This is a genomic window from Streptomyces sp. NBC_01012, from assembly GCF_045162755.1.
Taxonomy (GTDB): domain Bacteria; phylum Actinomycetota; class Actinomycetes; order Streptomycetales; family Streptomycetaceae; genus Streptomyces.
The window spans coordinates 4038120-4063703 of record NZ_CP108688.1; the positions used below are offsets into that span (position 1 = coordinate 4038120).

Sequence of the window (25584 nt, forward strand, 5' to 3'; positions counted from 1 at the left end):
GGGTCGAAACATGACCACGACATCCCGGCTGCTCAAACTGCTGTCGCTGCTTCAGACCCGGCGGGACTGGCCCGGCTCGGTTCTTGCGTCGCGGCTGGAGACCAGCGACCGCACCGTGCGACGGGACATCGAGAGACTTCGAGAGATGGGGTACAGCATCCAGGCCACGATGGGCCCGGAGGGCGGGTATCGGCTCGACGCCGGCAGCGAGCTGCCACCGCTGCTCTTCGACGACGACCAGGCCGTCGCGGTCGCCATCGCCCTGCAAGCGGCGCCCGCTGTCGGCGTCAGGATCGAGGAAGCAGCCATGCGCGCCCTCGCGACGATCCGGCAGGTCATGCCCCCACGGCTACGGCACCGTCTCGACGGGCTCGAGATCACCACCATCGGCCGCGCCGGCGACGCCGCCCCCATGGACGTTCCGACAGACGTCCTCATCACGCTCGCGAACACGATCCGTGCTCGTGACGTGCTTCGCTTCGACTACGCGCCACGCGACGCCGCAGACGACGACCGGCGACTGCGTCCGGCTCGCCGCGTGGAGCCACACCACCTCATCACCGCGCACGGCCGGTGGTATCTCGTCGCCTGGGACTTGGACCGCAACGGCTGGCGCCTCTTCAGCGCCGACCGCATCGCCGCGCGCGTGCCCACCGGGCCACGCTTCACCCCGCGCGTGGTGCCGGGTGGCGACGTACAGGAATTCGCCGCAGCACGCTTCAAAGGGTCCGACGTCAACGAATGGCCCTGCCGCGGAACGGTGATCCTGCACCTTCCCGCGCAGGACGTCCTTCCGTTCGCCGGCGACGGCACAGTCGTGGCGCTCGCCGAGAACCGATGCAGCCTCAAGGCCGGTTCATGGTCGTGGGGAGCACTCGCGGCTTCGCTCGGGCGGTTCGAAGTCCCGATGGAAGTCGTCGAGCCTCCCGAACTGACCGCAGCCTTCGCCACACTCGCCGAGCGCTACGCGACCACCGGCAAGAGCGCCGCGACGTAGACATCGTGGAACCGGCCGAGCCCGGCAGCGGTCGACTGGGAACTGGGATCCCCGAGCCGCGGTGGCGAAGCCGGCATTGGCTCTCTGCAACGTCTCTGCCGTCGCCCTGTACCGCCGCACATGCTTCTACAGGTTCTGGGCAACACGAAGCCCCAGGCCGTTGACCTGGGTCTTTCACATGGCATGTATGGAGCGGGTGACGAGAATCCAACTCGCTCTCTGAGCTTGGGAATCAGCGGTCCTTAAGTTGCTGCAGGGGCCCTGACCTGCGATTTCGGATTGGGCAGGTCAGTGGCTCCCGACCTCTGGGAGCCATATCTGACCGCTGTTGTCCGCTCCGCTGGGCACGGATGGGGCACGAGAGCTGCCAGCGCGAGGCGTGCCCCGGGGCGCCGACTGGTCAGAGAGAGATGATGCGGACTTGGTTGCCGCAGAGCTTGGTCATGTCGTCGCTGTCGGACGTCAACAGGGCGACAGGTTTCGGCTGACGTAGGGCGACCTCGGCGACCGTGGCGTCGATGGCGTACTTGTGCCCGTGAAGTCCGGCGCCTTTGAGGAGCTCAGCCGCCGCCTTCGCCGCCTGTTCGGTGACGGGCTCAACCTTGACTCGGGACAGGGCCCAGTTCAGGCGCGGCATATTGGTGCGGGAGTGGGTCACTTCCACGATGGTGTTGGCCCCGATCACCAGGTCGGCTCCCATGTCGTGGAAGACCTGAAGCATCGCGAGGAGCTTGCGGTCCTGAGCGATCCAGGCTGAGAGCCCTTCCGAGTCCAGGACGATGGTCTCGATGCGCTCGCTCACGCGGCATCCGCGCTCGTGGAGGTGCCGGCGGATCCGAAGATCTTCGCGCGGGCCTCGGCGAGCTCCTCGTCGCTGAAGGGGCCGTGCTCCTCTTCGTGACGGCGGAGGTCTTCGCCCAAGAGCTGGTGCCGGATCTGGCGGGCTACGGCTTCCGCCACGTACCCGGAGACGTTGTCCGTGAGCTTGCGGAGCTCCGCCACCTGGTCGCTGGGCAGCGTGACGGTGATGCGAGTCGTTGAGGACATGAGTCCAATCATACTGGAGTATGCGAGGATCGGCGTGAGTCACGGGCCCCTGCCTTGATGGTTGCGACCGCATGCGTCGGCTGATGACAGAGCGGCCGCTCTCCGGCCGTCCACTGCGGGGCAAGGATTTGAATCGACGCCGCTGGAGGGCAAGCGAAAGGCCCCAGTCGCTGACCGGGGCCTTTATCAAAGAGCGGGTGACGAGAATCGAACTCGCGCTCTGAGCTTGGGAAGCTCATGTTCTACCATTAAACTACACCCGCGAAGCGCGCCGATGATCGGCTGTGCATCGGCCCATACTGTACCCCACCGCAGACCCCCGGCGTGTTCGCCGTGGGGTCTGCGTGGCGTTTCGGGGGTGGGTGCGGCGGTGGACGCGGGTGTGGGTGCGGGGAGTTGGGGGCGTAGCGTGGATGGGCGGAGTGCCGCCTGGAGTGGCGTCCCGTTCATCCCCTAATGTGGCGGTCTCGTCCAAGGCTGGTTGGGGAAGGGACTTGATGGATTCGATGGAGCGCACCGTCGTCCGCTGTGCTGAAGGGCACGTTTTTGCTACCTCGTCGTTCCCGATGCAGCAGCTCGGGTCCGAGCGGATCGGCCCCGGGCGGCTCATCCGTTGTCCGCGGTGTGCGCGGTTGAGGCAGGCCGTTCCTGTGGCGTTCGAAGAGCGGTAGGAGAGCAGTGGAGGAGCGGTAGGGGAGCGGTAGCGGCGTGAGGCAGGCGCGCGGGGCGGTCCGGTTGGGGTCGGCTCGCGCGTTCTGCGTATCCTCGGTGCGTGCTTCTCTCAGACAAGGACCTCCGGGCCGAGATCGATGCCGGGCGGGTTCGCATTGACCCGTTCGACGCTTCGATGGTGCAGCCCTCGAGCATCGATGTGCGGCTCGACCGCTACTTCCGGGTGTTCGAGAACCACCGCTATCCGCATATCGATCCCGCCGTCGAGCAGATCGACCTGACCCGTCAGGTCGAGCCGGACGGCGACGAGGCGTTCATCCTGCATCCTGGGGAGTTCGTCCTGGCCTCGACCTACGAGGTCATCTCGCTCCCCGACGACCTGGCGTCGCGGCTGGAGGGGAAGAGTTCGCTCGGCCGGCTCGGGCTCGTGACGCATTCCACCGCAGGGTTCATCGACCCCGGGTTCTCCGGGCATGTGACCCTGGAGCTGTCGAATCTGGCGACCCTGCCGATAAAGCTCTGGCCGGGAATGAAGATCGGGCAGCTGTGCATGTTCCGGCTGACGTCGCCCTCCGAATTTCCGTACGGGTCCGAGCGTTACGGATCGCGTTATCAGGGCCAGCGGGGGCCGACCGCCTCGCGTTCTTACATGAATTTCCATCGGACTCAGGTGTGATACGACGTGGCTGGTGAGATGCGGGAGAATCTGACGTACGACGCCTTCGGGCACGCCGTGCGTGAGCTGGCGCAGTCGGTCGCGGACGATGGCTACGAGCCGGATGTCGTGCTGAGCATCGCGCGGGGCGGGGTCTTCGTCGCGGGTGGTCTGGCGTATGCCCTGGACTGCAAGAACATTCATCTGGTAAACGTCGAGTTCTACACCGGGGTCGGGACCACGCTGGAAATGCCGGTGATGCTGGCGCCCGTTCCCAACGCCATCGACTTCACGCGGAAGAAGGTGCTCATCGCCGATGATGTCGCCGACACGGGCAAGACGCTGAAGCTGGTCCGTGACTTCTGCATCGATCATGTGGCCGAGGTGCGCAGCGCGGTCATCTACGAGAAGCCGCATTCACTCGTGAAATGCGAGTACGTGTGGAAGAAGACCGATCAGTGGATCAACTTCCCGTGGAGTGTGGAGAAGCCCGTCGTGCGTCGTTCCGGGCAGGTTCTCGACTCCTGAGGTGGGTGACAGTACGAGGAGAGGGGCCCCGGTGCGCAGCACCGGGGCCCCTCGCTTTTCGTTCAGATCGTGCCGAGCTTGATGATCGACAGCAGTGCGATGAGCTGGATCGCGGAGGCGCCCAGTGCCTTCGGCCAGGGCAGGTCGTGGGACTTGCTCACCATTGAGGCGAACAGTGCTCCGGCGGCCAGCCAGGTCACCCAGCCGAGGATCTGCACCAGGGAGTTCTCGCCGCCGAGGAACAGGGCGAAGACCAGGCGCGGTGCGTCCGTGATGGACATGATGAGCATCGACAGGCCCACGGTCGGCTGCCAGGAGCCGGTGCCGCCGAGCTGGCGGGCGAGCGTGTGGGTGACCGCGCCGAGTACCAGTCCACCGATGACGAAGCCGATGCCCGTGAAGATCACGTACGGGGCGGCCGTGGAGACCTCCGCGTGGATCGCCTCGTCGCGGGCCTGGTCGAAGCCGAACAGCGCGAGCAGGCCGTAGATGAAGGTGACGACGAGCGCGGTGCCCCAGACGGGGTAGTCGCGCATCTGCCAGAACGTCGGTCCCGGCCGCAGCACGATGCCGCTCAGCAGCTGCTTCCAGTGCAGCCGCGGCCCCGAGGGCTGCGCGGGGGCCTGGCCGGCCTGGTAGGTGCTGCCGTCGCTGTACGGGTCCTCGCCGATGCTGAACGCCTGGGTGTGCCCGGGGGCGTTGGCGTACGGATCCTGTTGCGGCGGCTGGTGGTACGGGTCGCCGAAGTACTCCGGTTCGCCCTGCCCGCCTGTGTACCCGTTCCCACCCCCGTGTCCGTTGCCGCTCCGCCCGCCGCTGTACGGGGCGCCCTGGGGGCCGCCGTACGGTGCGCCGTTGCCTCCTGCCGGGGGCCACGGCTGCCCGCCGTACGGCGGCGGTGATGCCTGCGCGCCGTACGGCTCCTGCTGCTGCGGGTGTTGTTGCGGTGTGCGGTTGTCCCGGCCGCGTCCGATCCTGAATCCAGCCACCCATCGAACGTACCTGTTCCGGGTGGGCGCGGTGTGAGGGGCGGGGGAACACAGGTGCCATTGCGGCCTAGCTGTGACATCCCCTAGGGGAACCCTGGGGTGCTCACGGCACCCCGTGCGGCCCGGCGGTATCCCGGGCAAACGCCCTCGTGGCACCCCGTGCGGCCCGGCGCGCATCCCCGTGCACGTCCTCGCGGCACCCCCGTACACACCGGAGCGGCCGGTCCTGCCCCCGAGGCAGGTCCGGCCGCTTCCGTGAGAGGGACGGCTACTGAGGGACGGCTACTGTACGGGCGCAGGCTCCGGCTGGTCCGCCGTCTCCGCCTCGCCCGTCGGGTCGGCGGGTGTCTTCACCGATTCGAGGAGCAGCTGGGACACGTCCACGACCTGCACCGACTCCTTCGCCTGGCCGTCGTTCTTCTTGCCGTTGACCGAGTCGGTCAGCATGACGAGGCAGAACGGGCACGCCGTGGAGACGATGTCCGGGTTGAGGGAGAGGGCCTCGTCGACGCGCTCGTTGTTGACGCGCTTGCCGATCCGCTCCTCCATCCACATCCGGGCACCACCGGCGCCGCAGCAGAAGCCGCGCTCCTTGTGGCGGTGCATCTCCTCGTTCCGCAGACCGGGGACCTTGGCGATGATCTCGCGCGGGGGCGTGTAGATCTTGTTGTGACGGCCCAGGTAGCAGGGGTCGTGGTACGTGATCAGACCCTCGACCGGCGTCACCGGGATCAGCTTGCCCTCGTCCACCAGGTGCTGGAGCAGCTGGGTGTGGTGGATGACCTCGTACTCGCCGCCGAGCTGCGGGTACTCGTTGGCGATGGTGTTGAAGCAGTGCGGGCAGGTCGCGACGATCTTCTTCGTCGCCTTGGCCTTCTTCGTGGAGTCGTCTTCGTCGTCCTCGCCGAACGCCATGTTCAGCATCGCGACGTTCTCCTGGCCGAGCTGCTGGAACAGCGGCTCGTTGCCCAGACGGCGGGCCGAGTCACCCGTGCACTTCTCGTCGCCGCCCATGATCGCGAACTTGACGCCCGCGATGTGCAGCAGCTCCGCGAAGGCCTTCGTCGTCTTCTTGGCCCGGTCCTCCAGGGCGCCGGCGCAGCCGACCCAGTACAGGTAGTCGATCTCCGAGAGGTCCTCGACGTCCTTGCCGACGATCGGGACCTCGAAGTCGACCTCCTTGGTCCACTCGACGCGCTGCTTCTTGGCGAGCCCCCAGGGGTTGCCCTTCTTCTCCAGGTTCTTGAGCATCGTGCCCGCCTCGGACGGGAACGCGGACTCGATCATCACCTGGTAGCGGCGCATGTCGACGATGTGGTCGATGTGCTCGATGTCGACCGGGCACTGCTCCACGCACGCACCGCAGGTTGTGCAGGACCACAGCACGTCCGGGTCGATGACGCCGTTCTCCTCGAGCGTGCCGATGAGGGGGCGCTCGGCCTCCGCGAGTGCGGCCGCGGGGACGTCCTTGAGCTGCTCCTCGGAGGCCTTCTCGTTGCCTTCCATGTCCTTGCCGCCGCCGGCCAGGAGGTAGGGGGCCTTGGCGTGCGCATGGTCGCGCAGGGACATGATGAGGAGCTTCGGGGAGAGCGGCTTGCCCGTGTTCCAGGCGGGGCACTGCGACTGGCAGCGACCGCACTCGGTGCACGTGGAGAAGTCGAGGATGCCCTTCCAGGAGAACTGCTCGACCTGGGAGACACCGAAGGTGGCGTCCTCGTCCGGGTCCTCCCAGTCGATCTCCTTGCCGCCCGTGGTCATCGGCTGCAGAGCGCCGAGCGCGACCTCGCCGTCGGCGTTCCGCTTGAACCAGATGTTCGGGAAGCCGAGGAAGCGGTGCCACGCGACACCCATGTTGGTGTTGAGCGAGACCGTGATCATCCAGATCAGCGAGACGCCGATCTTGATCATCGCGACGAAGTAGATGAGGTTCTGCAGCGTGCCGAGCGCGAGGCCCTTGAAGGCGAGCACCAGCGGATACGAGACGAAGTACGCGGCCTCGTAGTCGCCGACGTGGTGGATCGCGCCCTCGAGGCCGCGCAGGGTCAGGATCGCCAGGCCGATGACGAGGATGACGTACTCGACGAAGTACGCCTGCCAGGCCTTGGAGCCGGCGAAGCGGGACTTGCGGCCCGCGCGCGAGGGCAGGTTGAGCAGCCTGATGGCCATCAGCGTGACGATGCCGAGCACCGTCATGATGCCGATGAACTCGATGTACAGCTCGAACGGCAGCCATTCGCCGATGATCGGCAGCACCCAGTCGGCCTTGAAGAGCTGCCCGTACGCCTGGAGCAGCGTCGGCGGCAGCGTCAGGAAGCCGATGGCGACGAACCAGTGGGCGAAGCCCACGATCCCCCACCGGTTCATCCGGGTGTGGCCGAGGAATTCCTTGACCAGGGTGATCGTGCGCTGCTTGGGGTTGTCGGTGCGGCTGCCTGCCGGCACCGGCTGTCCGAGACGGACGAACCGGTAGATCTGCGCGACGGCTCGGGCGATGAGCGCAACGCCGACGACAGTCAGCACCAGCGACACGATGATCGCGGCGAGTTGCATGTGGGGCTCCTCGGGCCTGCGAGGGTGGGATCCAGCGCGTACAAGCGATTACTAAGCAGTAACTTAATCAGTCTGTGCTGACACTATCCACTTATTCCGCCACGCTGTAGCCGCGCAGGCGGTGATCTGTGTCGCTCAGGTGAGCCTTCCCGGGACATCGCGGGCCGCGGAGCGCCGCGCGGAGCGGGATGCGTGCGGATTGCGCCAGGATCGCCAGGTCGAGCCAGGTCCCATGATGCTCTGCGTAGTGCGCGTCCAGGAGGGCGGGTTCGTCCCAGGGCATCCCCGAGCGGGAGCGCACCTGGGCCAGGCCGGTGAGGCCGGGCCGGACGCTCTGGCGCCAGTGTCCGGCGGCGGGGCCGAGGCGCGCGGCCTCGTCCGGGGTGAGGGGTGCGGGGCCGACCAGCGAGAGCTCGCCCCGTACGACGTGGGGCAGCCGGGACAGCAGGTCGAGCCGGAGCCGTCGGGTGCGCAGCGAGCGCAGCTCGAAGAGGTGGCCGTCGAGACCGAGGCGGATCTCGCGCTTCAGTACGCCTCCCCTGGTGCGGGGTGGCCGGAGAGCCAGGGCGAGGGCGGCGATGGCGAGTGCGGGGGCCGCCAGGAGCAGAAGGGCCGAGCCGAGGGCCAGGTCCAGGGCCCGTTTGGCCGTCATGGCCGCCAGGGGGCCGGTGATCCGCTTGAGGATCGCCGACGGCGCGGGGCGCCGTTGTCGTCGTGTCGCGGTCCGTGCTGCTGTCCATGTCGCGGCCCGTGCCGCTGTCCGTGTCGCGGCGCGTGCCGCGGTCCGTGCCGCGGTTCGTGCTGTGGTCCGTGCCGCAGTCTGCTTCGCGTTCCGCATGGCGCCTGCCCGGAGTCGATGACGTGACGGTATGACCGTCTCGCTGTATTTTGTGACAGAACGATCCCACGGTGCGATGGTGGGAGGAGCGTGTGTGACGTGCGGCGCATCCCTGGTGTCGCGGATCGGTGTGGCTCCGGTCGGGCTCCGGCTGTTCGCCGTAAGCATCCGAATGTGGAAAATGCCTGCTCAGTGGCGTTGCGAGCACATAAGTTGAGCGTAAGTCGCTCAGGTCCTTTGACTCCAGGGTGGGTGTCATGCATCCTTGAGTCAGATCCACTCAAGTAGTCAGTTGGAGGAATTGAAATGGCACGTGCGGTCGGCATCGACCTGGGCACGACTAACTCCGTCGTCAGCGTTCTCGAAGGCGGCGAGCCCACCGTCATCACCAACGCCGAAGGCGCCAGGACCACGCCGTCCGTCGTCGCCTTCGCGAAGAACGGCGAGGTGCTTGTCGGCGAGGTCGCCAAGCGCCAGGCGGTCACCAACGTCGACAGGACGATCCGTTCGGTCAAGCGCCACATGGGCACTGACTGGAAGATCGAGCTCGACGGCAAGAACTTCAACCCGCAGCAGATGAGCGCCTTCATCCTGCAGAAGCTGAAGCGCGACGCCGAGTCGTACCTGGGCGAGAAGGTCACCGACGCGGTGATCACCGTCCCGGCGTACTTCAACGACTCGGAGCGCCAGGCGACCAAGGAGGCCGGTGAGATCGCGGGCCTCAACGTCCTGCGCATCGTCAACGAGCCGACCGCCGCCGCCCTGGCGTACGGCCTCGACAAGGACGACCAGACGATCCTCGTCTTCGACCTCGGTGGCGGCACCTTCGACGTGTCCCTCCTGGAGATCGGCGACGGCGTCGTCGAGGTGAAGGCCACCAACGGTGACAACCACCTCGGTGGTGACGACTGGGACCAGCGCGTCGTCGACTACCTGGTGAAGCAGTTCGCCAACGGGCACGGCGTGGACCTGTCCAAGGACAAGATGGCTCTCCAGCGTCTCCGCGAGGCCGCGGAGAAGGCGAAGATCGAGCTCTCGTCCTCGACCGAGACCACGATCAACCTGCCCTACATCACGGCGTCCGCCGAGGGCCCGCTGCACCTGGACGAGAAGCTCACGCGCTCGCAGTTCCAGCAGCTGACCGCGGACCTCCTGGACCGCTGCAAGAACCCGTTCCACAACGTCATCAAGGACGCGGGCATCCAGCTCTCCGAGATCGACCACGTCGTTCTCGTCGGTGGCTCGACCCGTATGCCGGCCGTCGCCGAGCTCGTCAAGGAGCTCACGGGCGGTCAGGACGCCAACAAGGGTGTGAACCCGGACGAGGTCGTCGCGATCGGCGCCTCGCTCCAGGCCGGTGTCCTCAAGGGTGAGGTCAAGGACGTCCTGCTCCTCGACGTGACCCCGCTGTCCCTCGGTATCGAGACCAAGGGAGGGATCATGACGAAGCTCATCGAGCGCAACACCACGATCCCGACCAAGCGTTCCGAGATCTTCACGACGGCCGAGGACAACCAGCCGTCCGTGCAGATCCAGGTCTACCAGGGCGAGCGCGAGATCGCGGCGTACAACAAGAAGCTCGGGATGTTCGAGCTCACCGGTCTGCCGCCGGCCCCGCGTGGTGTGCCGCAGATCGAGGTCGCCTTCGACATCGACGCCAACGGCATCATGCACGTCGCTGCCAAGGACCTCGGCACCGGCAAGGAGCAGAAGATGACCGTCACCGGTGGCTCCTCGCTGCCGAAGGACGAGGTCAACCGGATGCGTGAAGAGGCCGAGCAGTACGCCGACGAGGACCACCGTCGTCGCGAGGCCGCCGAGTCGCGCAACCAGGGCGAGCAGCTCGTCTACCAGACGGAGAAGTTCCTCAAGGACAACGAGGACAAGGTCCCCGGCGACGTGAAGACGGAGGTGGAGACCGCGCTCACCGAGCTGAAGGAGAAGCTCAAGGGCGAGGACACCGCCGAGATCCGTACGGCCACCGAGAAGGTCGCGGCCGTCTCCCAGAAGCTGGGCCAGGCGATGTACGCCAACACCCAGGCCGAGGGTGCCACCCCGGGCGCCGACGCCCCGGGTGACGACGGCCAGGCCGCGGGCTCCGCCGACGACGACGTCGTCGACGCCGAGATCGTGGACGACGAGAAGGACACGAAGGGCGGTGCGGCGTGACCGAGGAGACCCCGGGCTTCGAAGAGAAGCCCGACGTCCCCTCCGGCGCCAACTCCGACGACGCCGAACCGGCGGCGGCCACCCCCTCCGACGAGGAGGCGGCGGCCCCGGCCGGGGACGTACAGCAGACAGCGGCCCTGACGGCCCAGCTGGACCAGGTCCGTACCGCGCTCAACGAGCGCACGGGCGACCTCCAGCGGCTCCAGGCCGAGTACCAGAACTACCGTCGCCGGGTCGAGCGTGACCGGGTGCAGGTCAAGGAGGTCGCATCGGCGAATCTCCTGTCCGAGCTCCTGCCGGTGCTCGACGACATCGGCCGGGCCCGGGAGCACGGCGAGCTCGTCGGAGGCTTCAAGGCGGTGGCCGAATCGGTGGAGACGGTCGTCGCGAAGCTGGGCCTCCAGCAGTTCGGCAAGGAGGGTGAGCCCTTCGACCCGACGATCCACGAGGCCCTGATGCACTCGTACGCGCCGGACGTCACCGAGACGACCTGCGTGGCGATCCTGCAGCCTGGGTACCGCATCGGGGAGCGCACCATCCGCCCCGCGCGGGTGGCCGTGGCCGAACCGCAGCCGGGCGCCACGCCCGCGGCGGCGAAGGAAGAGAAGGCAGACGACGAGGAGAGCGGTGGCACCGAAGAGGTCTGACATTCTGTCCGACCACTGCGGTGCACACCGACGGGGCGTGCGGCCGGCCACGGGGCCGGCCGCACGGCCGATCGTCCGGAAGGAGGGACGTCGATGAGCACGAAGGACTTCGTCGAGAAGGACTACTACAAGGTTCTCGGCGTCCCCAAGGACGCCACCGACGCCGAGGTCAAGAAGGCGTACCGGAAGCTCGCCCGCGAGTACCACCCGGACGCCAACAAGGGTGACGCCAAGGCCGAGGGCCGCTTCAAGGAGATCTCCGAGGCGAACGACGTCCTCGGTGACCCCAAGAAGCGCAAGGAGTACGACGAGGCACGCGCCCTCTTCGGCAGCGGCGGCTTCCGTCCCGGTCCCGGTGGACCCGGTGGTGCGGGCGGCAACTTCAACTTCGACCTGGGCGACCTCTTCGGAGGTGCCCCGGGCGGTGGCCAGACCACCAGCGCCGGCGGCTTCGGCGGAGGTGGCGGCGGCCTGGGCGATGTCTTCGGCGGACTGTTCAACCGCGGGGGTACGGGCACCCGTGTCCAGCCGCGCCGCGGCCAGGACATCGAGTCCGAGGTGACGCTCAGCTTCACCGAGGCGGTCGACGGGGCCACGGTCCCGCTGCGGATGTCCAGCCAGGCACCCTGCAAGGCGTGTTCGGGCACCGGCGACAAGAACGGCACCCCGAGGGTCTGCCCGACCTGTGTCGGCACCGGCCAGGTGTCGCGCGGCACCGGCGGCGGGTTCTCGCTGACCGATCCCTGCGTGGACTGCAAGGGCCGGGGCCTCATCGCCCAGGACCCCTGCGACGTCTGCAAGGGCAGCGGCCGGGCGAAGTCCTCGCGGACCATGCAGGTGCGGATTCCGGCGGGCGTATCCGACGGCCAGCGCATCCGGCTGCGCGGCAAGGGCAGCCCGGGCGAGCGCGGAGGCCCGGCCGGCGACCTGTACGTCGTCGTCCACGTCGACGCCCACCCGGTCTTCGGCCGCAAGGGCGACAACCTCACCGTCACCGTGCCCGTCACCTTCCCGGAGGCGGCACTCGGCGGCGAGGTGAAGGTGCCCACGCTCGGCGGGCCCCCGGTCACCCTGAAGCTGCCGGCCGGCACGCCCAACGGACGTACGATGCGGGCCCGGGGCAAGGGAGCCGTACGCAAGGACGGCACCCGTGGCGACCTTCTGGTCACCGTGGAGGTGTTCGTGCCCACCGGCCTGGGCACGGATGCTCAGGACGCGCTGGAGGCCTACCGGAAGTCGACCGCGGGGGAGGACCCGCGGGCGGAGCTGTTCCAGGCTGCGAAGGGAGCTTGAGATGGACGGCCGGCGACGCAATCCGTACCAGCTGACCGACGAATCACCGGTCTATGTGATCTCGATCGCGGCCCAGCTCTCGGGCCTGCACCCGCAGACACTGCGCCAGTACGACCGGCTCGGCCTGGTCTCGCCGGACCGCACGGCCGGACGAGGCCGTCGCTACTCGGCCCGGGACATCGAACTGCTGCGCACCGTCCAGCAGTTGTCGCAGGACGAGGGCATCAACCTCGCGGGCATCAAGCGCATCATCGAGCTGGAGAACCAGGTCGCCGCGCTCCAGCAGCGCGTCGCCGAGCTGTCGGCGGCGGTGGACGGGGCGGCCGTGGCCATGCAGCAGCGCGAGGCCCAGGTACACGCCTCCTACCGGCGTGACCTCGTGCCGTACCAGGACGTGCAGCAGGCCGGCGCGCTGGTCGTCTGGCGGCCCAAGCGGGCGAAGGACTGAGCGGCCGAAGGACTGAGCAGTCGAAGGTCTGAGCGGCCGAAGGACTGAGCCGCCGAGCGGCTGAAGGGGCCCTCCCCGGAGTCTCATGACTCCGGGGAGGGCCCCTTCGCCATGGCCGAGTCCCCCGTGACCGGACTGGCGTCCACGATGCCGGACCGTGTGATCAGGACGCCGAGATGGGTACGGCTGGTGGCGCCCAGGGCCTGCATGAGCTTGGCGATGTGGGAGCGGCAGGTACGGACGCTGATGCCCAGCTTGCGGGCGACCACGTCATCGACGTGGCCCTCGCCCAGCAGCCGGGCGATGCTCTGCTGGACGGCCGTGACCGGGGCGCCCGGGGTGGGCGCGGGCAGCTGCTGCGCGAAGGGCGTGGCCTGCGCCCAGAGGACCTCGTAGACCTGGATGAGATAGGCGACCAGGGCGGGGTGGCGTATGCGCAGGGCGGTCCTGCGGTCGGGAGCCGCAGGGATGAACGCGACGGTCCGGTCGAAGATGATCAGGCGTTCCACGGTCTGCTCGGTGGTACGCACCTGTAGGTCGTCGGAGGAGAACTGCCCCAGGTAGTCCCTGACCGTGCTGCTGTAGCGCGCCGGGTGCTGGTAGATGTGCCGGAGCCTTGCCCCGCGCCCGATGGCGGTCCTGGCGTTGGTGACGCCCCGCGGCATTCCGTTCCGGGGGCGGTCGCTGCCCGGCTGGGCGGTGAGGACCTCATGGGTGACCGCGGCGCTCCCCTCGTACAGCGCCGCCTCGATCACCTCCTGCCCCTCCAGCACCGTGATCGCCAGATCGGGATCGGCACTGGCGACGGAGGCCAGCGGAGTGAGCGAACGGCTGAGCGCGGCGGCCAGCTGTACGCGCTCGTCCAGTTCACGGGTGAGCGGCTGGAGGATGTGCGCCAGGGCGGCGGACGGGGGGACGGGGAGCATCCAGGCGGTGTCGCCCGGCTCGGGCTGGACCAGGCCCATGTCGACCAGGCAGGGAGCGGAGGCGAGGCGGCTGCGGGGGACGCGTCCCGCGACGACCGCTTCCTCGTAGAGGCGCAGGCCGGGCGCGCAGAGCTCTCTCGGCCCGTGCGAATGCACCGGGTTTGCCTCATCGATAGTGATTTGACGACCCCCCACTTCGTGCACTGCAACAAGATGACCGTGGCGCGGACGCGGCTGCGGGGAGAGGCTTCGGGTGGCGCACGGTCAGGACTCCTCGTCCAGGATCCCGGCCCGCGCGATCAGATAGCCGAGCTGGGCGCGGCTCGTGCTGCCGAGGGTGGCCGACAGCTTCGCGACGTGGGCCCGGCAGGTGCGGACGTTCATGCCGAGACGGCGGGCGATCGAGTCGTCCACGTGCCCTTCGACGAGGAGTTGCGCTATGGAACGCTGAACACCGCTGATCCCCTTGGTGGGTGGGTCGTACCCGACCTCTCCGAGCAGGGGGGACGCTCGGCTCCACAGCTGCTCGAAGACCTTCACCAGGTAGTTGACGAGCCCGGGGTGGCGGAGTTCGAGGGCGACCTGGTCGTCGTTCTGGGCGGGTATGAAGGCCACCGTGCGGTCGAAGACGAGGAGGCGCTCTATGAGCTCCTCCAGGGTGCGGATCTCCACCTTGTCGTTGGCCAGGCGCGCCGCGTAGGCGAGCGTGCCCTGACTGTGCCGGACGGTGTGCTGGTAGAGCGTGCGCATGCTGACGCCCCGGTCGACGACCGTCAGGGCGCGTTCCAGGCCCTCGCTGAGGCGGTCCTCGCCGCGGTCTCCGCCCGGCTGGACGGTGAGCACCTCCGTACGGCATTCGGCGGTGGCGAGGTCGAGCGCGGCGTTGATCCGGTGGCCGCCCTCCAGCACCGTGATGGCATGGGTGGTCGGCGGGTCCTGGGCGCTGATGTCCATGAACGGCTCGAAGGACTCCGCCAGCTCCACGGAGCGCCGCCGGCGCTCCTTGATCTCCCGCTCGATGGGGTGCAGACGCTGGGCCAGCGCGGCGGACGGCGGGACGGGCCTGAGCCAGGTCGTGTCGTCCGGATCGGGGTGCAGAAGCGCGAAGTCCATGAGGCAGGGAGCGGGGCCGACTTCCGCGCGCGAAATGCGTCCGGAACGAAGGGCACTGGCGTAAAGACGTTTCCCCTCGTCGCAGAGCTCGGCGACCCCGTGAGGATGTGTCCCGGTTGTCTCGCTTGTAGTCATATCTACACCCCCCAGGTTCCTGAACATGCAGGAACATGATGCATCGTCCTGGTGGCGTTGTGTGGCCCGGGTGAGACATCGTCGTGGATGCGGGGGAGAGGAATCCACAAGTGAGGACGAAGCCGACTATGGATAAGCGAAAGCTTCGCTCAGTGCTTGCCGCCGCTTTTGTCGCGGCCCTGGGCTTCGGCATAGCGGGCGGCCTGGCCGGTAGCGCAGCCGGGTCCGGTGAGATCAGCTGGTCGGAGCAGGCAGCGGCGGGGCCGGGGGAGATCAGCTGGTCCGTGGAAGCGGCGGCCGCCGCTCCCGGTGAGATCAGCTGGGGTACGCCCGCATCCGCTCCTGGTGAGATCAGCTGGGTGGCACCCGCATCCGCCCCCGGTGAGATCAGCTGGTTCGCGCCCGCGTCCGCGTCGGGAGAGATCAGCTGGTCCGTGCAGGCGGTGGCAGTTCCCGACGAGATCAGCTGGGGCACCCCCGTGTCCGCCCCCGGCGAGATCAGCTGGAGTGCGCCGGCAGGCGTAGCAGCCGCATGACCACCCCACCGGACGACCGCACCTTCCGGCGGGAGATGGCCACGGCATACCGCTCAGGGTGGCATTTCATCGATCTGCTCACGGCGCTCACCCGCCAGGGCGATTCGTTGATGGTCTCCCTGTTCGGAGAGCCGATCGTCGTCGTGATGGAAACGGATGACGATATCCGTGCCTATCGCTGTCTTCGCCGGCCTCGCGGGGCGCCGCAACCGGTTCGCTGTGCCGTGAGGTACGGCATGATTTTCGTGAATCTCGATCAGCGTGACCACGAGCTGTTCGACCAAGAAGCCATTTCAGCCACCCCCCGCAGTGCCTGAACGATTCCCCCGTCGTTCATATCGTTCTGGCACTCCCCCACACAGCGGCGCCATCGTGACCTGAACACGATGGCGCCGTTGTGCTGCCCGGATACCCGAAGCCGGAAGTCGAATCCCGAATCCCGAATCCCGAATCCCGAATCCCGAATCCCGAAAGCCGAAGCCGAAGCCGGAAAGCGCGCATTACTCAGCCCTTTTCACCGGCTTTCCTGAGCCCGCGTTCCCGAGTGCCCTGTCGACCGCGATCTCGATGACGGCCCGCTCGGGGTTGGGCCGCGGGGTGCGCCCGTAGCGCTCCGCGTAGCGGCGTTCCGCGTCCTGGACCTCGCCGGGCTCCGTACGGACCACCGCGCGGCCCTCCAGGGTCGCCCAGCGGCGCCCCTCCAGCTGACAGACCGCGACCCGCGCCCCCTCGGGGCCCGCCGCCAGGACGTGGGCCGCCTTTCTGGTGTTCCGCCCGGTGATGACGCGGGCGATCCGCGTCTCCGGGTCGTACGTCACGCCCACGGGCACCACATGCGGTGTGCCGTCGGGGCGGAGCGTGGTCAGGGTGCACACATGGCGTTCCCGCCAGAAGGCCAGGTACTCGGGGTCCGGGTTGCGTACGTCAGGCATGGGGTCAGCCTAGAGAGAGTGCGTACGGGTGACCCCGGGAGGTCCCCGTAGACCCCGGGGCGGCTTTGAATGGCACCTTGAGTGGAATAGACTCAACTTTGTACCCGTTGTGCGAGTCAAAGTTCTGTGAAGCTGAAGCACCAGCACGAGGAGGAGACAGCGCCCGTGGACGCCGAGCTGACCAACAAGAGCCGGGATGCCCTCAACGCGGCCACCAGCAGGGCCGTCAAGGACGGTCACCCCGATCTGACCCCCGGACACCTGCTGCTCGCGCTGCTCTCGGGCGAGGACAACGCGAACATCACCGACCTGCTGGCCGCCGTCGAGGCCGACCAGGTGGCCGTGCGCGAGGAGACCGAGCGGCTCCTGGGCTCGCTGCCCAGCGTGACCGGGTCGACCGTCGCCCCGCCGCAGCCCAGCCGCGATCTGCTCGCCGTGATCGCCGATGCCGACCAGCGGGCCAAGGAGCTGGGCGACGACTATCTCTCCACCGAGCACCTGCTGATCGCCATCGCGGCGAAGGGCGGCCGCGCCGGTGAGATCCTCGACGGGCAGGGAGCCGGCGCGAAGAAGCTGCTGGCCGCATTCGAGAAGAGCAGGGGAGGGCGCCGGGTGACCACTCCCGACCCCGAGGGCCAGTACAAGGCGCTGGAGAAGTTCGGCACCGACTTCACGGCAGCCGCCCGTGAGGGCAAGCTCGACCCGGTCATCGGCCGTGACCAGGAGATCCGCCGTGTCGTGCAGGTGCTGTCGCGCCGCACGAAGAACAACCCCGTGCTCATCGGTGAGCCCGGCGTCGGCAAGACGGCCGTCGTCGAGGGGCTCGCCCAGCGCATCGTCAAGGGGGACGTCCCCGAGTCGCTGCGGAACAAGCGGCTCGTCTCCCTGGACCTCGGGGCGATGGTCGCGGGTGCCAAGTACCGCGGTGAGTTCGAGGAACGCCTCAAGACCGTCCTCTCCGAGATCAAGGAGAGCGACGGGCAGATCATCACCTTCATCGACGAGCTGCACACCGTCGTCGGCGCGGGCGCGGGCGGCGATTCGGCGATGGACGCCGGCAACATGCTCAAGCCGATGCTCGCCCGCGGTGAGCTCCGCATGGTCGGCGCCACCACGCTGGACGAGTACCGGGAGCGCATCGAGAAGGACCCCGCCCTGGAGCGCCGCTTCCAGCAGGTGATGGTCGCCGAGCCGTCCGTCGAGGACACCATCGCGATCCTGCGTGGCCTCAAGGGCCGCTACGAGGCGCACCACAAGGTGCAGATCGCGGACTCCTCGCTGGTGGCCGCCGCGACGCTCTCGGACCGCTACATCACCTCCAGGTTCCTCCCCGACAAGGCCATCGACCTCGTCGACGAGGCGGCCTCCAGGCTCCGCATGGAGATCGACTCGTCACCCGTGGAGATCGACGAGCTCCAGCGGTCCGTGGACCGGCTGCACATGGAGGAGCTGGCGCTCAGGAACGAGAGCGACGAGGGTTCCAAGCAGCGCCTGGAGAAGATCCGCCGCGATCTCGCCGACAAGGAGGAGGAGCTGCGCGGTCTCACCGCACGCTGGGAGAAGGAGAAGCAGGGCCTGAACCGCGTCGGTGAGCTCAAGGAGCGTCTCGACGAGCTGCGCGGCCAGGCCGAGCGCGCCCAGCGCGACGGCGACTTCGACACCGCGTCCAAGCTGCTGTACGGGGAGATCCCCAACCTGGAGCGGGAGCTGGCCGAGGCGGACGAGGCCGAGCAGGAGGCCGCCCAGGACAAGGACACCATGGTCAAGGAGGAGGTCGGCCCGGACGACATCGCCGATGTCGTCGGCGCCTGGACCGGCATTCCGGCCGGACGCCTCCTGGAGGGCGAGACCCAGAAGCTGCTGCGGATGGAGTCCGAGCTCGGCAGGCGGCTGATCGGCCAGACCGAGGCTGTGCGGTCCGTGTCCGACGCCGTACGCCGCACCCGCGCGGGCATCGCCGACCCCGACAGGCCCACCGGCTCGTTCCTCTTCCTCGGCCCGACCGGGGTCGGCAAGACGGAGCTGGCGAAGGCGCTCGCGGACTTCCTGTTCGACGACGAGCGGGCCATGATCCGCATCGACATGAGCGAGTACAGCGAGAAGCACAGCGTCGCCCGGCTCGTCGGTGCCCCACCCGGATACGTCGGCTACGAGGAGGGCGGCCAGCTCACCGAGGCGGTCCGCAGGCGCCCGTACAGCGTGGTCCTGCTGGACGAGGTCGAGAAGGCGCACCCCGAGGTCTTCGACATCCTGCTCCAGGTGCTCGACGACGGGCGGCTCACCGACGGGCAGGGCAGGACGGTGGACTTCCGGAACACCATCCTGATCCTCACGTCGAACCTGGGCAGCCAGTACCTGGTCGATCCCCTCATCGAGCCCGAGGTGAAGAAGGAGCGGGTCCTGGAGGTCGTACGGGCCTCGTTCAAGCCGGAGTTCCTCAACCGGCTCGACGATCTGGTCGTCTTCTCCGCGCTGTCCGCCGACGAGCTGGCCCACATCGCGGGGCTCCAGGTGGAGCGTCTCGCAGGCCGGCTGGCCGACCGGCGGATCCAGCTCGACGTCACCCCGGACGCCCTGGCCTGGCTGGCCGAGGAGGGCAACGACCCGGCGTACGGCGCCCGGCCGCTGCGCCGGCTCATCCAGACCGCGATCGGCGACCGGCTCGCGAAGGAGATCCTCGCGGGCGAGGTCAAGGACGGTGACACGGTCCGGGTGGACCGGGCCGGTGAGGGTCTGATCGTGGGCACCGCGGCGCCGGCCAAAACCCTTTAGGGAGTGCGTCGTGTCCCCGGCAGCGGACCTCGGGTCCGGGCCGGGGACACGGGTGTGTACGGCTCCGTTCGGCTCCGTGCGTATTGATGTTTTGTTCTGTGTGCACCCAACATGCATCGTCGCGGGAACCGGCCCACGAATTTGAGCCGAAAATTTCCATTCCGTGGCCGAATGGGGGATGTGCCACGGGCAGGTTCCCTCTTTGTATCCAGTCGATACATATCTGTGTCCTCGGTCCGAGCCGAAGCATCTGCTCTGGGGAGTGGGCGTGTTCCGCGCGATACCGGGACACTCCGGGGCCTTTTTATTGAGGTAGGGGGTGTCCGGTTCGAATTCGGAAAACGGTAGAGTGCGCGTATGACGGAGCGGATACCTGACGAGGCGAGTGCGGCGCCGAATGATCGCAGAAGTGACAGTCTTATTCGCCTGAGCGAATTCCGTACGCTCTGGGTGGCTTTTGCTCAGTCGGTACTGGGCGATCAGCTGGCCCGTGTGGCGCTGTCGCTGCTGGTGTTCGAACGCACCGAGTCGGCCGGCTGGACCGCAGCGACGTACGCCCTAACGACGTTGCCCGCCCTGCTGTCAGGAGTGCTCCTCTCCGGCCTCGCCGACCGTTTCCCCCGGCGCACGGTCATGGTCGGCTGCGACCTGGTGCGTGCGGTCCTCGTCGGGCTGATGGCCCTGCCGGGCACGCCCCTGCCGGTGCTGGCGGGGCTGCTGGTGCTGGCGCAGCTCGCCGAGTCGCCGTTCGGGGCGTCGCAGGGTGCCCTGATGCCCGCCGTACTGGGAGAGCGCCTGTACGAGCGTGGGCAGCGGGTCATGCTGATCACCCATCAGGCCGGACAGCTCGTCGGCTTCGCCGCCGGAGGGGTGCTCGTCGTCTGGCTCGGCAGTCATCTCTCCCTCGGGCTGAACGCGGCGACGTTCCTGATCTCCGCCGTCCTGATCAGGCTGGGCGTGAAGGCGCGGCCGGTGGACGAGACCCCCGACGCACGGCCGAAGCGGGTGCACACCCAGGTGGGCAAGGCCGCGGCCCTGATCTGGTCGGACCCCCGGCTGCGGTCACTGATCGCGCTCGGCTGGCTCGCGGGCTTCATCATGCTGCCTGAGGGCCTGGCAGCCCCCTTCGCCGAGGAGGCCGAGGGCAGCGCAGCCGCGGTGGGGCTCCTGCTCGCCGCGCACCCCGCCGGAATGGTCCTGGGCGCGGCGTTCCTGGGCCGTGCGGGCTTCCCCGCCGAGCGGCGCCGCCGGCTGCTCGGGCCCCTCGCGGTGGGCGCGAATCTGCCGCTGGTCGTCTACTGGGCGGGTCCCGGCGTGGGGGTGGCCCTGGCGGCCCTGCTGGTGTCGGGGATCTTCTCCGCGTACCAGATCACGGCCGGGGCGACGTTCGTGCTGCTCACCCCGGCCGACCAGCGCGGTCAGGCGCTGGGACTGGCCAGGTCGGGGCTGACCGCCATGCAGGGGATCGGCGTCGCGGCGGGCGGTCTCGCGGCGGAGCTGTCCGGGTCGTCGGCGCAGACCATCGGAGGGGCGGGAGCCATCGGCACGGTGTGCGCGGTGGTGGTCGCGGTTTCCTGGTCGCGGGCCCGGGGAACGAGCGCGGGGACGATTCCCCTGAGCGCATAGGACCACCGGCCGCCATGGCGGCTAGGGTCGAAGCCAGGAAACCACGTGCGATCCACAGGAGTACCCAGCGATGTCTATCGACCCGACCTCTATCCCTAACTTCGGGGGCAAGCCCGAACCGCAGACGTCAGGTCCCGAGGGCCCCGTGGTCCCCGACCAGGACCTCGTCAAGCAGCTGCTCGAGCAGATGGAGCTGAAGTTCGTCGTCGACGACGAGGGCGACCTCGCCGCGCCGTGGGAAGACTTCCGGACGTACTTCATGTTCCGCGGCGAGGAGGAGCAGCAGGTCTTCTCGGTCCGGACCTTCTACGACCGCCCCCACGCCCTGGACCAGCGGCCCGTGCTGCTCGACGCGATCGACGACTGGAACCGCCGCACCCTGTGGCCCAAGGTCTACACGCACGCCCATGAGGGCGAGGAGGGCGCCGCGTCCTCCGTGCGGCTCGTCGGTGAGGCGCAGATGCTCATCGGCACCGGCGTCAGCCTGGAGCACTTCGTCTCCTCGACGGTCAGCTGGGTGCGCGCCTCGATCGAGTTCGACAAGTGGCTCGTGGAGCGCCTGGGCCTGGAGTCCGACGCGAAGAGCGCCGAGGGCGACGCGGAGGCCTGATCCGGCGCAGCGACGAGAGGAGGCCCGGGACGGGCGAGGCCGGTACGGTCGGCCCCCGTCCCGGGCCTCCTCTCGTGGTTCTCTGGCCGCCCGTTCCCGTCGGTCCCGGGCCGTCTCCCGTCGGTCTCGGGCCGCCTGTCGTCGGTCTCAGGCCGTCCGGAGACTCCTCAGCCGGGTGACCGCCTCGGTGAGCACGTCGGTCCGCTTGCAGAAGGTGAAGCGCACGAAGGGCGCGCCCTGCTCGCGGTGGTCGTAGAAGACCGCGTTCGGTACGGCGACGACCCCACAGCGCTCGGGGAGCGACCGGCAGAAGGCGAAGCCGTCGCTCCCGGCGCCGAGCGGGCGGATGTCGGTGGTGACGAAGTAGGTACCGGCGGGCTTGTAGACGTCGAAGCCGGCCTCGGTGAGGCCGGAGCTCAGCAGGTCGCGCTTGGCCCGCAGGTCCGTGCGCAGGTCGTCGAAATAGCTGTCGGGCAGCCGCAGGGCATCGGCGACGGCGTACTGGAAGGGGCCGCCGGAGACGTACGTCAGGAACTGCTTGGCGGAGCGGACCGCGGTGACCAGCTCGGGGCTCGCGGTGATCCAGCCGATCTTCCAGCCCGTCAGTGAGAACGTCTTGCCCCCGCTGCTGATGCTGACCGTGCGCTCCCGCATGCCGGGGAAGGACGCGAGGGGGATGTGCTCGCCGTCGAAGACAAGATGTTCGTAGACCTCGTCGGTGATGACCAGGAGGTCACGCTCGCAGGCGAGTTCGGCAACCGCCGCCAGTTCGTCACGGGTGAGGACGGTGCCGGTCGGGTTGTGCGGGGTGTTGAGCAGGATCAGGCGCGTGCGGGGTGTGACGGCCGCGCGCAACTCGTCGAGGTCGAGCCGGTAGGCACCCTCGTGGGGCCGGAGCGTGACGGGGACGCGGGTACCGCCTGCCATGGCGATACAGGCGGCGTACGAGTCGTAGTACGGCTCCAGGGCGATGACCTCGTCGCCGGGCTCCAGGAGGGCCAGCAGGGACGCGGCGATGGCCTCCGTGGCGCCGGTGGTGACCAGGACCTCGGCGTCGGGGTCGTACTCGAGGCCGTAGTGCCGCAGCTGGTGCTCCGCGACCGCGGAGCGCAGCTCGGGGACGCCGGGGCCCGGCGGGTACTGGTTGCCGTGGCCGGCGCGCAGGGCACGGACCGCGGCCTCGCGAACCGCCTCGGGGCCGTCGGTGTCGGGGAACCCCTGGCCGAGATTGATCGATCCGGTCCGTACGGCAAGCGCCGACATCTCCGCGAAGATCGTCGTGCCGAACTCGGTGAGGCGGCGGTTGAGCAGCGGTCGTCCCTGTGTCATGGGCGCCATCCTGTGCCGAAGCTCTGGAGTTGCTCAAGTCTGCTGTGACCGCGGCGAGGCGTGGGCATCCAAAGGGCAGCCGAGAGGCGGGTCCATCCGTCCCGTGCGGGGGGCGGGACGGATGTGACCGAGGGGCCCGGCGGGAGTGAACTCCCGCTAGGTCCCTTTTGGTTGGAGGCCGGGAACAGGTGAACCGTCCTGCCCCCTGAGGGATGGAAACCACGGCAAGTTGGGTAAAAACGCTGTGAGCGCGACGTACTTCGTGATTGCATCGTTGTAGAGAACATTCAGCCTCCGGCACCCAGTTGGGCGGACCCCGATTGGGCCGGATCGGGCTCCCCTCCCCCACGTGCGCCGCACGGGGGTGCCTCCTGTCCATGTGTCCCTGTGCTTTATGCGGAGCCGATCCATGCTCACGACCCTCCATACCTCCTATTCCGATACCCGAGCCGCCGATCTGGCATGGACGCTGGGCCGGGAGCCGCTGCCCGCCCTTGCTGTACTCGACCTCGAACTAGCGGGCGCCAAGGTGCAGTTGAGGCTGCTCGGCGCCTCCCACCAGGTCCTGCTGGAGGAGGAGCGTAGTACGTGCTCCGAGACCGTCGCCTGTCTGCCGGGCAGCAGCACGCCGCTGCCGCTGGGTGTCGCCGAGAGCCTGGGCGACTGGGACTACGAGTTCGCGGCGCGTGTCGAGACGCTCTCGGAGGGCTCGTTCGCGGGGCGCGCACAGGAGTTGCTCGCACTGGTGGCCGACCATCCGCACGGGCTTGCGGGCACGTTTCCCGGTAATCCCTACGCCTTCACCGCGATGCTCGCGCAGCGGACGGAGGGCCAGGTGCGCTGGCGGACCTGGCACGCGTATCCGCAGGAGGGGCAGCTGGTGGTGACCCGGTCGCGGGTGGGCGCGCGGGTGCCGGCCGGGGTGGGCTGAGCGGGGGCGCGTGGGCCCGGGCGGGGTGGTGCGCCCGAGGTGGTGTGCCTGGATGTCCGGTGTGCGTCCGGCGCACGTCAGGCGTACGCGCGATGGTCACCCGGCGTGCGTCCTGAAGGCATCCGGAAGGCATCCGGGGTGCGTCACTTACACCCGTGTGGGTGACAAGTGGCGACCGTATCGTCACGTAGCGTTCACTTCATGATCGACCAGCAGATAGCGCTGCGAGGGGGCGCGGCGCGGCTTCCCGTACGGCCGAGGACAGGCCGTTTTCTCGTGCTGGCCGTGGTTTTCATCTGCGCCGCCTGTGGTCTGGTGTACGAGCTGGAACTCGTCGCGCTGGCCTCGTATCTGATCGGTGATTCGGTCACCCAGGCCTCGGTCGTGCTGTCCGTGATGGTGTTCGCGATGGGCATCGGGTCGCTTCTCGCGAAACGTTTACGCAGCCGCGCCGCCGTGGGATTCGGGCTGATCGAGGCGGCGCTCGCGCTCGTCGGAGGCACGTCGGCGGTCATCCTGTACGCCTCCTTCGCCTGGCTCGGGGAGTCGCGTTACACGCTGGTCGGCTTCTCGCTGACGATCGGGATCCTGATCGGTGCGGAGATCCCGCTGCTGATGACCATGATCCAGCGGGTCGACCGGCAGGACGCGGGCGGCGCGGTCGCGGATCTCTTCGCCGCCGACTACGTGGGCGCGCTGGTCGGCGGGCTGGCCTTCCCGTTCCTGCTGCTGCCGATGCTGGGCCAGCTGACCGGCGCGCTGTTCACCGGCGCGGTCAACGCGGCGGCGGGCCTGGCGCTGGTGCTGTGGGTGTTCCGGCGCGATCTGAGCCCGCGGTCACGCCGGCTGCTGATCCTGGTCAACGCCTTGGTGATCGCCCTGCTGGCCACGACCTCCGTCCTCGTCGACGACTTCGAGCGGGCGGCGCGACGCGCGGTGTACGGGGACGAGGTGCGGGTCGCCGTGCAGAGCGATGTGCAGGAGATCGTCCTCACCGGGGCGGGCCACGGCTCGCTGGACCTCTATCTGGACGGCCGGCTCCGGGTCAGTTCCCGCGACGAGCACCGCTACCACGAGGCGCTCGTGCACCCCGCGATGAAGGGGGTCCACCGGCGGGTGCTGATCCTGGGCGGCGGCGACGGGCTGGCCGCCCGTGAGGTGCTGCGCTATCCGGACGTCACGTCCGTCGCGGTGGTCGAGCTCGATCCGGCCGTCACCCGGTTGGCCCGTACGGACCCGGCGCTCTCCGGGCTGAACGGGCACGTGTACGACGACCCCCGGCTGACGGCGGTCTCCGGGGACGCCTTCACCTGGCTGCGGAACGCGCGCGCCCGCTACGACGTGGTGATCTCGGACCTCCCGGACCCGGGGATCACGGCGAGCACGAAGCTCTACTCGGCCGAGTTCTACGGCCTGGTCGCCGGCGCGCTGGAGCCGGGCGGCCGGCTGGTGGTGCACGCGGGGCCGCCGGGGAGCAGACCGACGACGTTCTGGACGGTGGAGGCGTCGATACGGGCGGGTGGTCTCGCGACCCTGCCATACCGCGTCGACGGGCGCCTCACCGGGTTCGCGGCGGGTCCTGACCGGGCCGCTGCGGGCGGGGAGGAGGCGCCGCAGGACTGGGGATTCGTGCTGGCGGCCGGGAAGGAGCCGGGCGAGCTCGGCCTGGACCCGGGGGCGCCCGCCCTGCGGACGCTGGGGGAGCGGGAGCTGTCGGTGGGCCGGCGCTCGGTGGAGCGGCTGCGGCAGCACGGGGTGCTGCCGTCGACACTGATCCACCCCCGGTACTGGGAGGAGCCCTGAGGGGGCGGGGCGGTGTATCGGGCGGGCGGTGTACGGGG

The 25584-nt window shown here is 68.8% G+C and carries 23 protein-coding genes and 1 tRNA gene; 14 read left to right on the forward strand and 10 right to left on the reverse strand.

The features are described 5' to 3' along the window. Positions 1-10 precede the first annotated feature (10 nt). Complete coding sequence (locus OG623_RS18250; RefSeq protein ID WP_406147746.1) at positions 11-997, forward strand: helix-turn-helix transcriptional regulator; 987 nt, start codon at positions 11-13, stop codon at positions 995-997. A 400-nt stretch (positions 998-1397) separates the two neighbouring features. Here OG623_RS18250 and OG623_RS18255 read toward each other — a convergent pair whose 3' ends face one another. The 3 genes from OG623_RS18255 to OG623_RS18265 all read right to left on the reverse strand — a co-directional run bounded on the left by OG623_RS18255 (position 1398) and on the right by OG623_RS18265 (position 2307). Next, complete coding sequence (locus OG623_RS18255) at positions 1398-1799, reverse strand: DNA-binding protein (RefSeq protein WP_406147747.1); 402 nt, start codon at positions 1797-1799, stop codon at positions 1398-1400. Then, positions 1796-2044, reverse strand: coding sequence for a hypothetical protein (locus OG623_RS18260; RefSeq protein ID WP_406147748.1), 249 nt, complete (start codon positions 2042-2044; stop codon positions 1796-1798). The genes OG623_RS18255 and OG623_RS18260 overlap by 4 nt, the downstream gene beginning before the upstream one ends. Positions 2045-2236: 192 nt before the next feature. Next, positions 2237-2307 (reverse strand) — tRNA-Gly (locus OG623_RS18265). Positions 2308-2816: 509 nt separating this feature from the next. Here OG623_RS18265 and dcd point away from each other — a divergent pair. Continuing rightward, complete coding sequence (dcd, locus tag OG623_RS18270) at positions 2817-3392, forward strand: dCTP deaminase (protein WP_362893740.1); 576 nt, start codon at positions 2817-2819, stop codon at positions 3390-3392. A 6-nt stretch (positions 3393-3398) separates the two neighbouring features. Next, on the forward strand, positions 3399-3899 hold the full coding sequence (locus OG623_RS18275) for a phosphoribosyltransferase (RefSeq protein WP_362893739.1): 501 nt from the start codon (positions 3399-3401) through the stop codon (positions 3897-3899). A gap of 62 nt (positions 3900-3961) precedes the next feature. Here OG623_RS18275 and OG623_RS18280 read toward each other — a convergent pair whose 3' ends face one another. From OG623_RS18280 to OG623_RS18290, 3 genes are all read right to left on the reverse strand, one after another. Then, positions 3962-4888 carry a Yip1 family protein gene (locus OG623_RS18280; RefSeq protein ID WP_406147749.1) on the reverse strand — a complete coding sequence of 309 codons (927 nt, stop codon included), beginning with the start codon at positions 4886-4888 and terminating at the stop codon, positions 3962-3964. A gap of 282 nt (positions 4889-5170) precedes the next feature. Beyond that, positions 5171-7438 carry a (Fe-S)-binding protein gene (locus tag OG623_RS18285; RefSeq protein ID WP_406147750.1) on the reverse strand — a complete coding sequence of 756 codons (2268 nt, stop codon included), beginning with the start codon at positions 7436-7438 and terminating at the stop codon, positions 5171-5173. 91 nt (positions 7439-7529) lie between these two features. Further along, positions 7530-8090: a sugar transferase gene (locus OG623_RS18290; protein ID WP_406147751.1), complete on the reverse strand. Its 561-nt coding sequence runs from the start codon at positions 8088-8090 to the stop codon at positions 7530-7532. Positions 8091-8582: 492 nt separating this feature from the next. On the opposite strand from OG623_RS18290, the gene dnaK reads away from it, so the two are divergent. The 4 genes from dnaK (at position 8583) to OG623_RS18310 (ending at position 12833) form a co-directional block, all read left to right on the forward strand. Next, complete coding sequence (dnaK, locus tag OG623_RS18295; RefSeq protein ID WP_406147752.1) at positions 8583-10445, forward strand: molecular chaperone DnaK; 1863 nt, start codon at positions 8583-8585, stop codon at positions 10443-10445. After that, complete coding sequence (gene grpE, locus OG623_RS18300) at positions 10442-11092, forward strand: nucleotide exchange factor GrpE (RefSeq protein WP_406147754.1); 651 nt, start codon at positions 10442-10444, stop codon at positions 11090-11092. Before dnaK ends, grpE begins: the two co-directional genes overlap by 4 nt. Before the next feature lie 93 nt (positions 11093-11185). Beyond that, positions 11186-12385: a molecular chaperone DnaJ gene (gene dnaJ, locus OG623_RS18305; protein WP_406147756.1), complete on the forward strand. Its 1200-nt coding sequence runs from the start codon at positions 11186-11188 to the stop codon at positions 12383-12385. A 1-nt stretch (position 12386) separates the two neighbouring features. After that, positions 12387-12833 (forward strand): heat shock protein transcriptional repressor HspR, encoded by a 447-nt coding sequence (locus tag OG623_RS18310; RefSeq protein WP_406147757.1) that lies wholly within the window; start codon positions 12387-12389, stop codon positions 12831-12833. Between the two features lie 83 nt (positions 12834-12916). Here OG623_RS18310 and OG623_RS18315 read toward each other — a convergent pair whose 3' ends face one another. Both OG623_RS18315 and OG623_RS18320 read right to left on the reverse strand, forming a co-directional pair. After that, positions 12917-13939 carry a LuxR C-terminal-related transcriptional regulator gene (locus OG623_RS18315; protein WP_406151887.1) on the reverse strand — a complete coding sequence of 341 codons (1023 nt, stop codon included), beginning with the start codon at positions 13937-13939 and terminating at the stop codon, positions 12917-12919. 84 nt (positions 13940-14023) lie between these two features. After that, positions 14024-15034: a helix-turn-helix transcriptional regulator gene (locus OG623_RS18320; protein ID WP_406147758.1), complete on the reverse strand. Its 1011-nt coding sequence runs from the start codon at positions 15032-15034 to the stop codon at positions 14024-14026. 101 nt (positions 15035-15135) lie between these two features. Here OG623_RS18320 and OG623_RS18325 point away from each other — a divergent pair, with 101 nt between their 5' ends. Together OG623_RS18325 and OG623_RS18330 are read left to right on the forward strand one after the other, a co-directional pair. Next, a complete protein-coding gene (locus OG623_RS18325; protein ID WP_406147759.1) occupies positions 15136-15543 on the forward strand; it encodes a hypothetical protein in 408 nt (135 codons plus the stop codon). After that, complete coding sequence (locus OG623_RS18330) at positions 15540-15860, forward strand: (2Fe-2S)-binding protein (RefSeq protein ID WP_362894950.1); 321 nt, start codon at positions 15540-15542, stop codon at positions 15858-15860. Before OG623_RS18325 ends, OG623_RS18330 begins: the two co-directional genes overlap by 4 nt. A gap of 183 nt (positions 15861-16043) precedes the next feature. On the opposite strand, the gene OG623_RS18335 is transcribed toward OG623_RS18330, so the two are convergent. After that, positions 16044-16475, reverse strand: a complete 432-nt coding sequence (locus OG623_RS18335; protein WP_406147760.1) for a pyridoxamine 5'-phosphate oxidase family protein — start codon at positions 16473-16475, stop codon at positions 16044-16046. Positions 16476-16640: 165 nt separating this feature from the next. On the opposite strand from OG623_RS18335, the gene clpB reads away from it, so the two are divergent. The 3 genes from clpB (at position 16641) to OG623_RS18350 (ending at position 21483) form a co-directional block, all read left to right on the forward strand. Further along, a complete protein-coding gene (gene clpB / locus OG623_RS18340; RefSeq protein ID WP_406151888.1) occupies positions 16641-19247 on the forward strand; it encodes an ATP-dependent chaperone ClpB in 2607 nt (868 codons plus the stop codon). A 450-nt stretch (positions 19248-19697) separates the two neighbouring features. After that, on the forward strand, positions 19698-20873 hold the full coding sequence (locus tag OG623_RS18345; RefSeq protein WP_406147762.1) for an MFS transporter: 1176 nt from the start codon (positions 19698-19700) through the stop codon (positions 20871-20873). A 70-nt stretch (positions 20874-20943) separates the two neighbouring features. Next, positions 20944-21483, forward strand: a complete 540-nt coding sequence (locus OG623_RS18350; RefSeq protein ID WP_406147764.1) for a YbjN domain-containing protein — start codon at positions 20944-20946, stop codon at positions 21481-21483. Positions 21484-21630: 147 nt separating this feature from the next. Here the strand turns inward: OG623_RS18350 and OG623_RS18355 are convergent, their stop codons facing one another. Continuing rightward, positions 21631-22812 (reverse strand): pyridoxal phosphate-dependent aminotransferase, encoded by a 1182-nt coding sequence (locus OG623_RS18355; RefSeq protein WP_406147765.1) that lies wholly within the window; start codon positions 22810-22812, stop codon positions 21631-21633. Between the two features lie 409 nt (positions 22813-23221). Here OG623_RS18355 and OG623_RS18360 point away from each other — a divergent pair, with 409 nt between their 5' ends. Together OG623_RS18360 and OG623_RS18365 are read left to right on the forward strand one after the other, a co-directional pair. Further along, the gene (locus OG623_RS18360; protein WP_406147766.1) at positions 23222-23743 is read left to right on the forward strand and encodes a DUF2617 family protein; all 522 of its coding nucleotides are present in this window, start codon (positions 23222-23224) and stop codon (positions 23741-23743) included. A 201-nt stretch (positions 23744-23944) separates the two neighbouring features. Then, entirely contained in the window at positions 23945-25546 is a 1602-nt protein-coding gene (locus tag OG623_RS18365) for a polyamine aminopropyltransferase (RefSeq protein WP_406147768.1), read from the forward strand. The last annotated feature ends 38 nt before the right edge of the window (positions 25547-25584 follow it).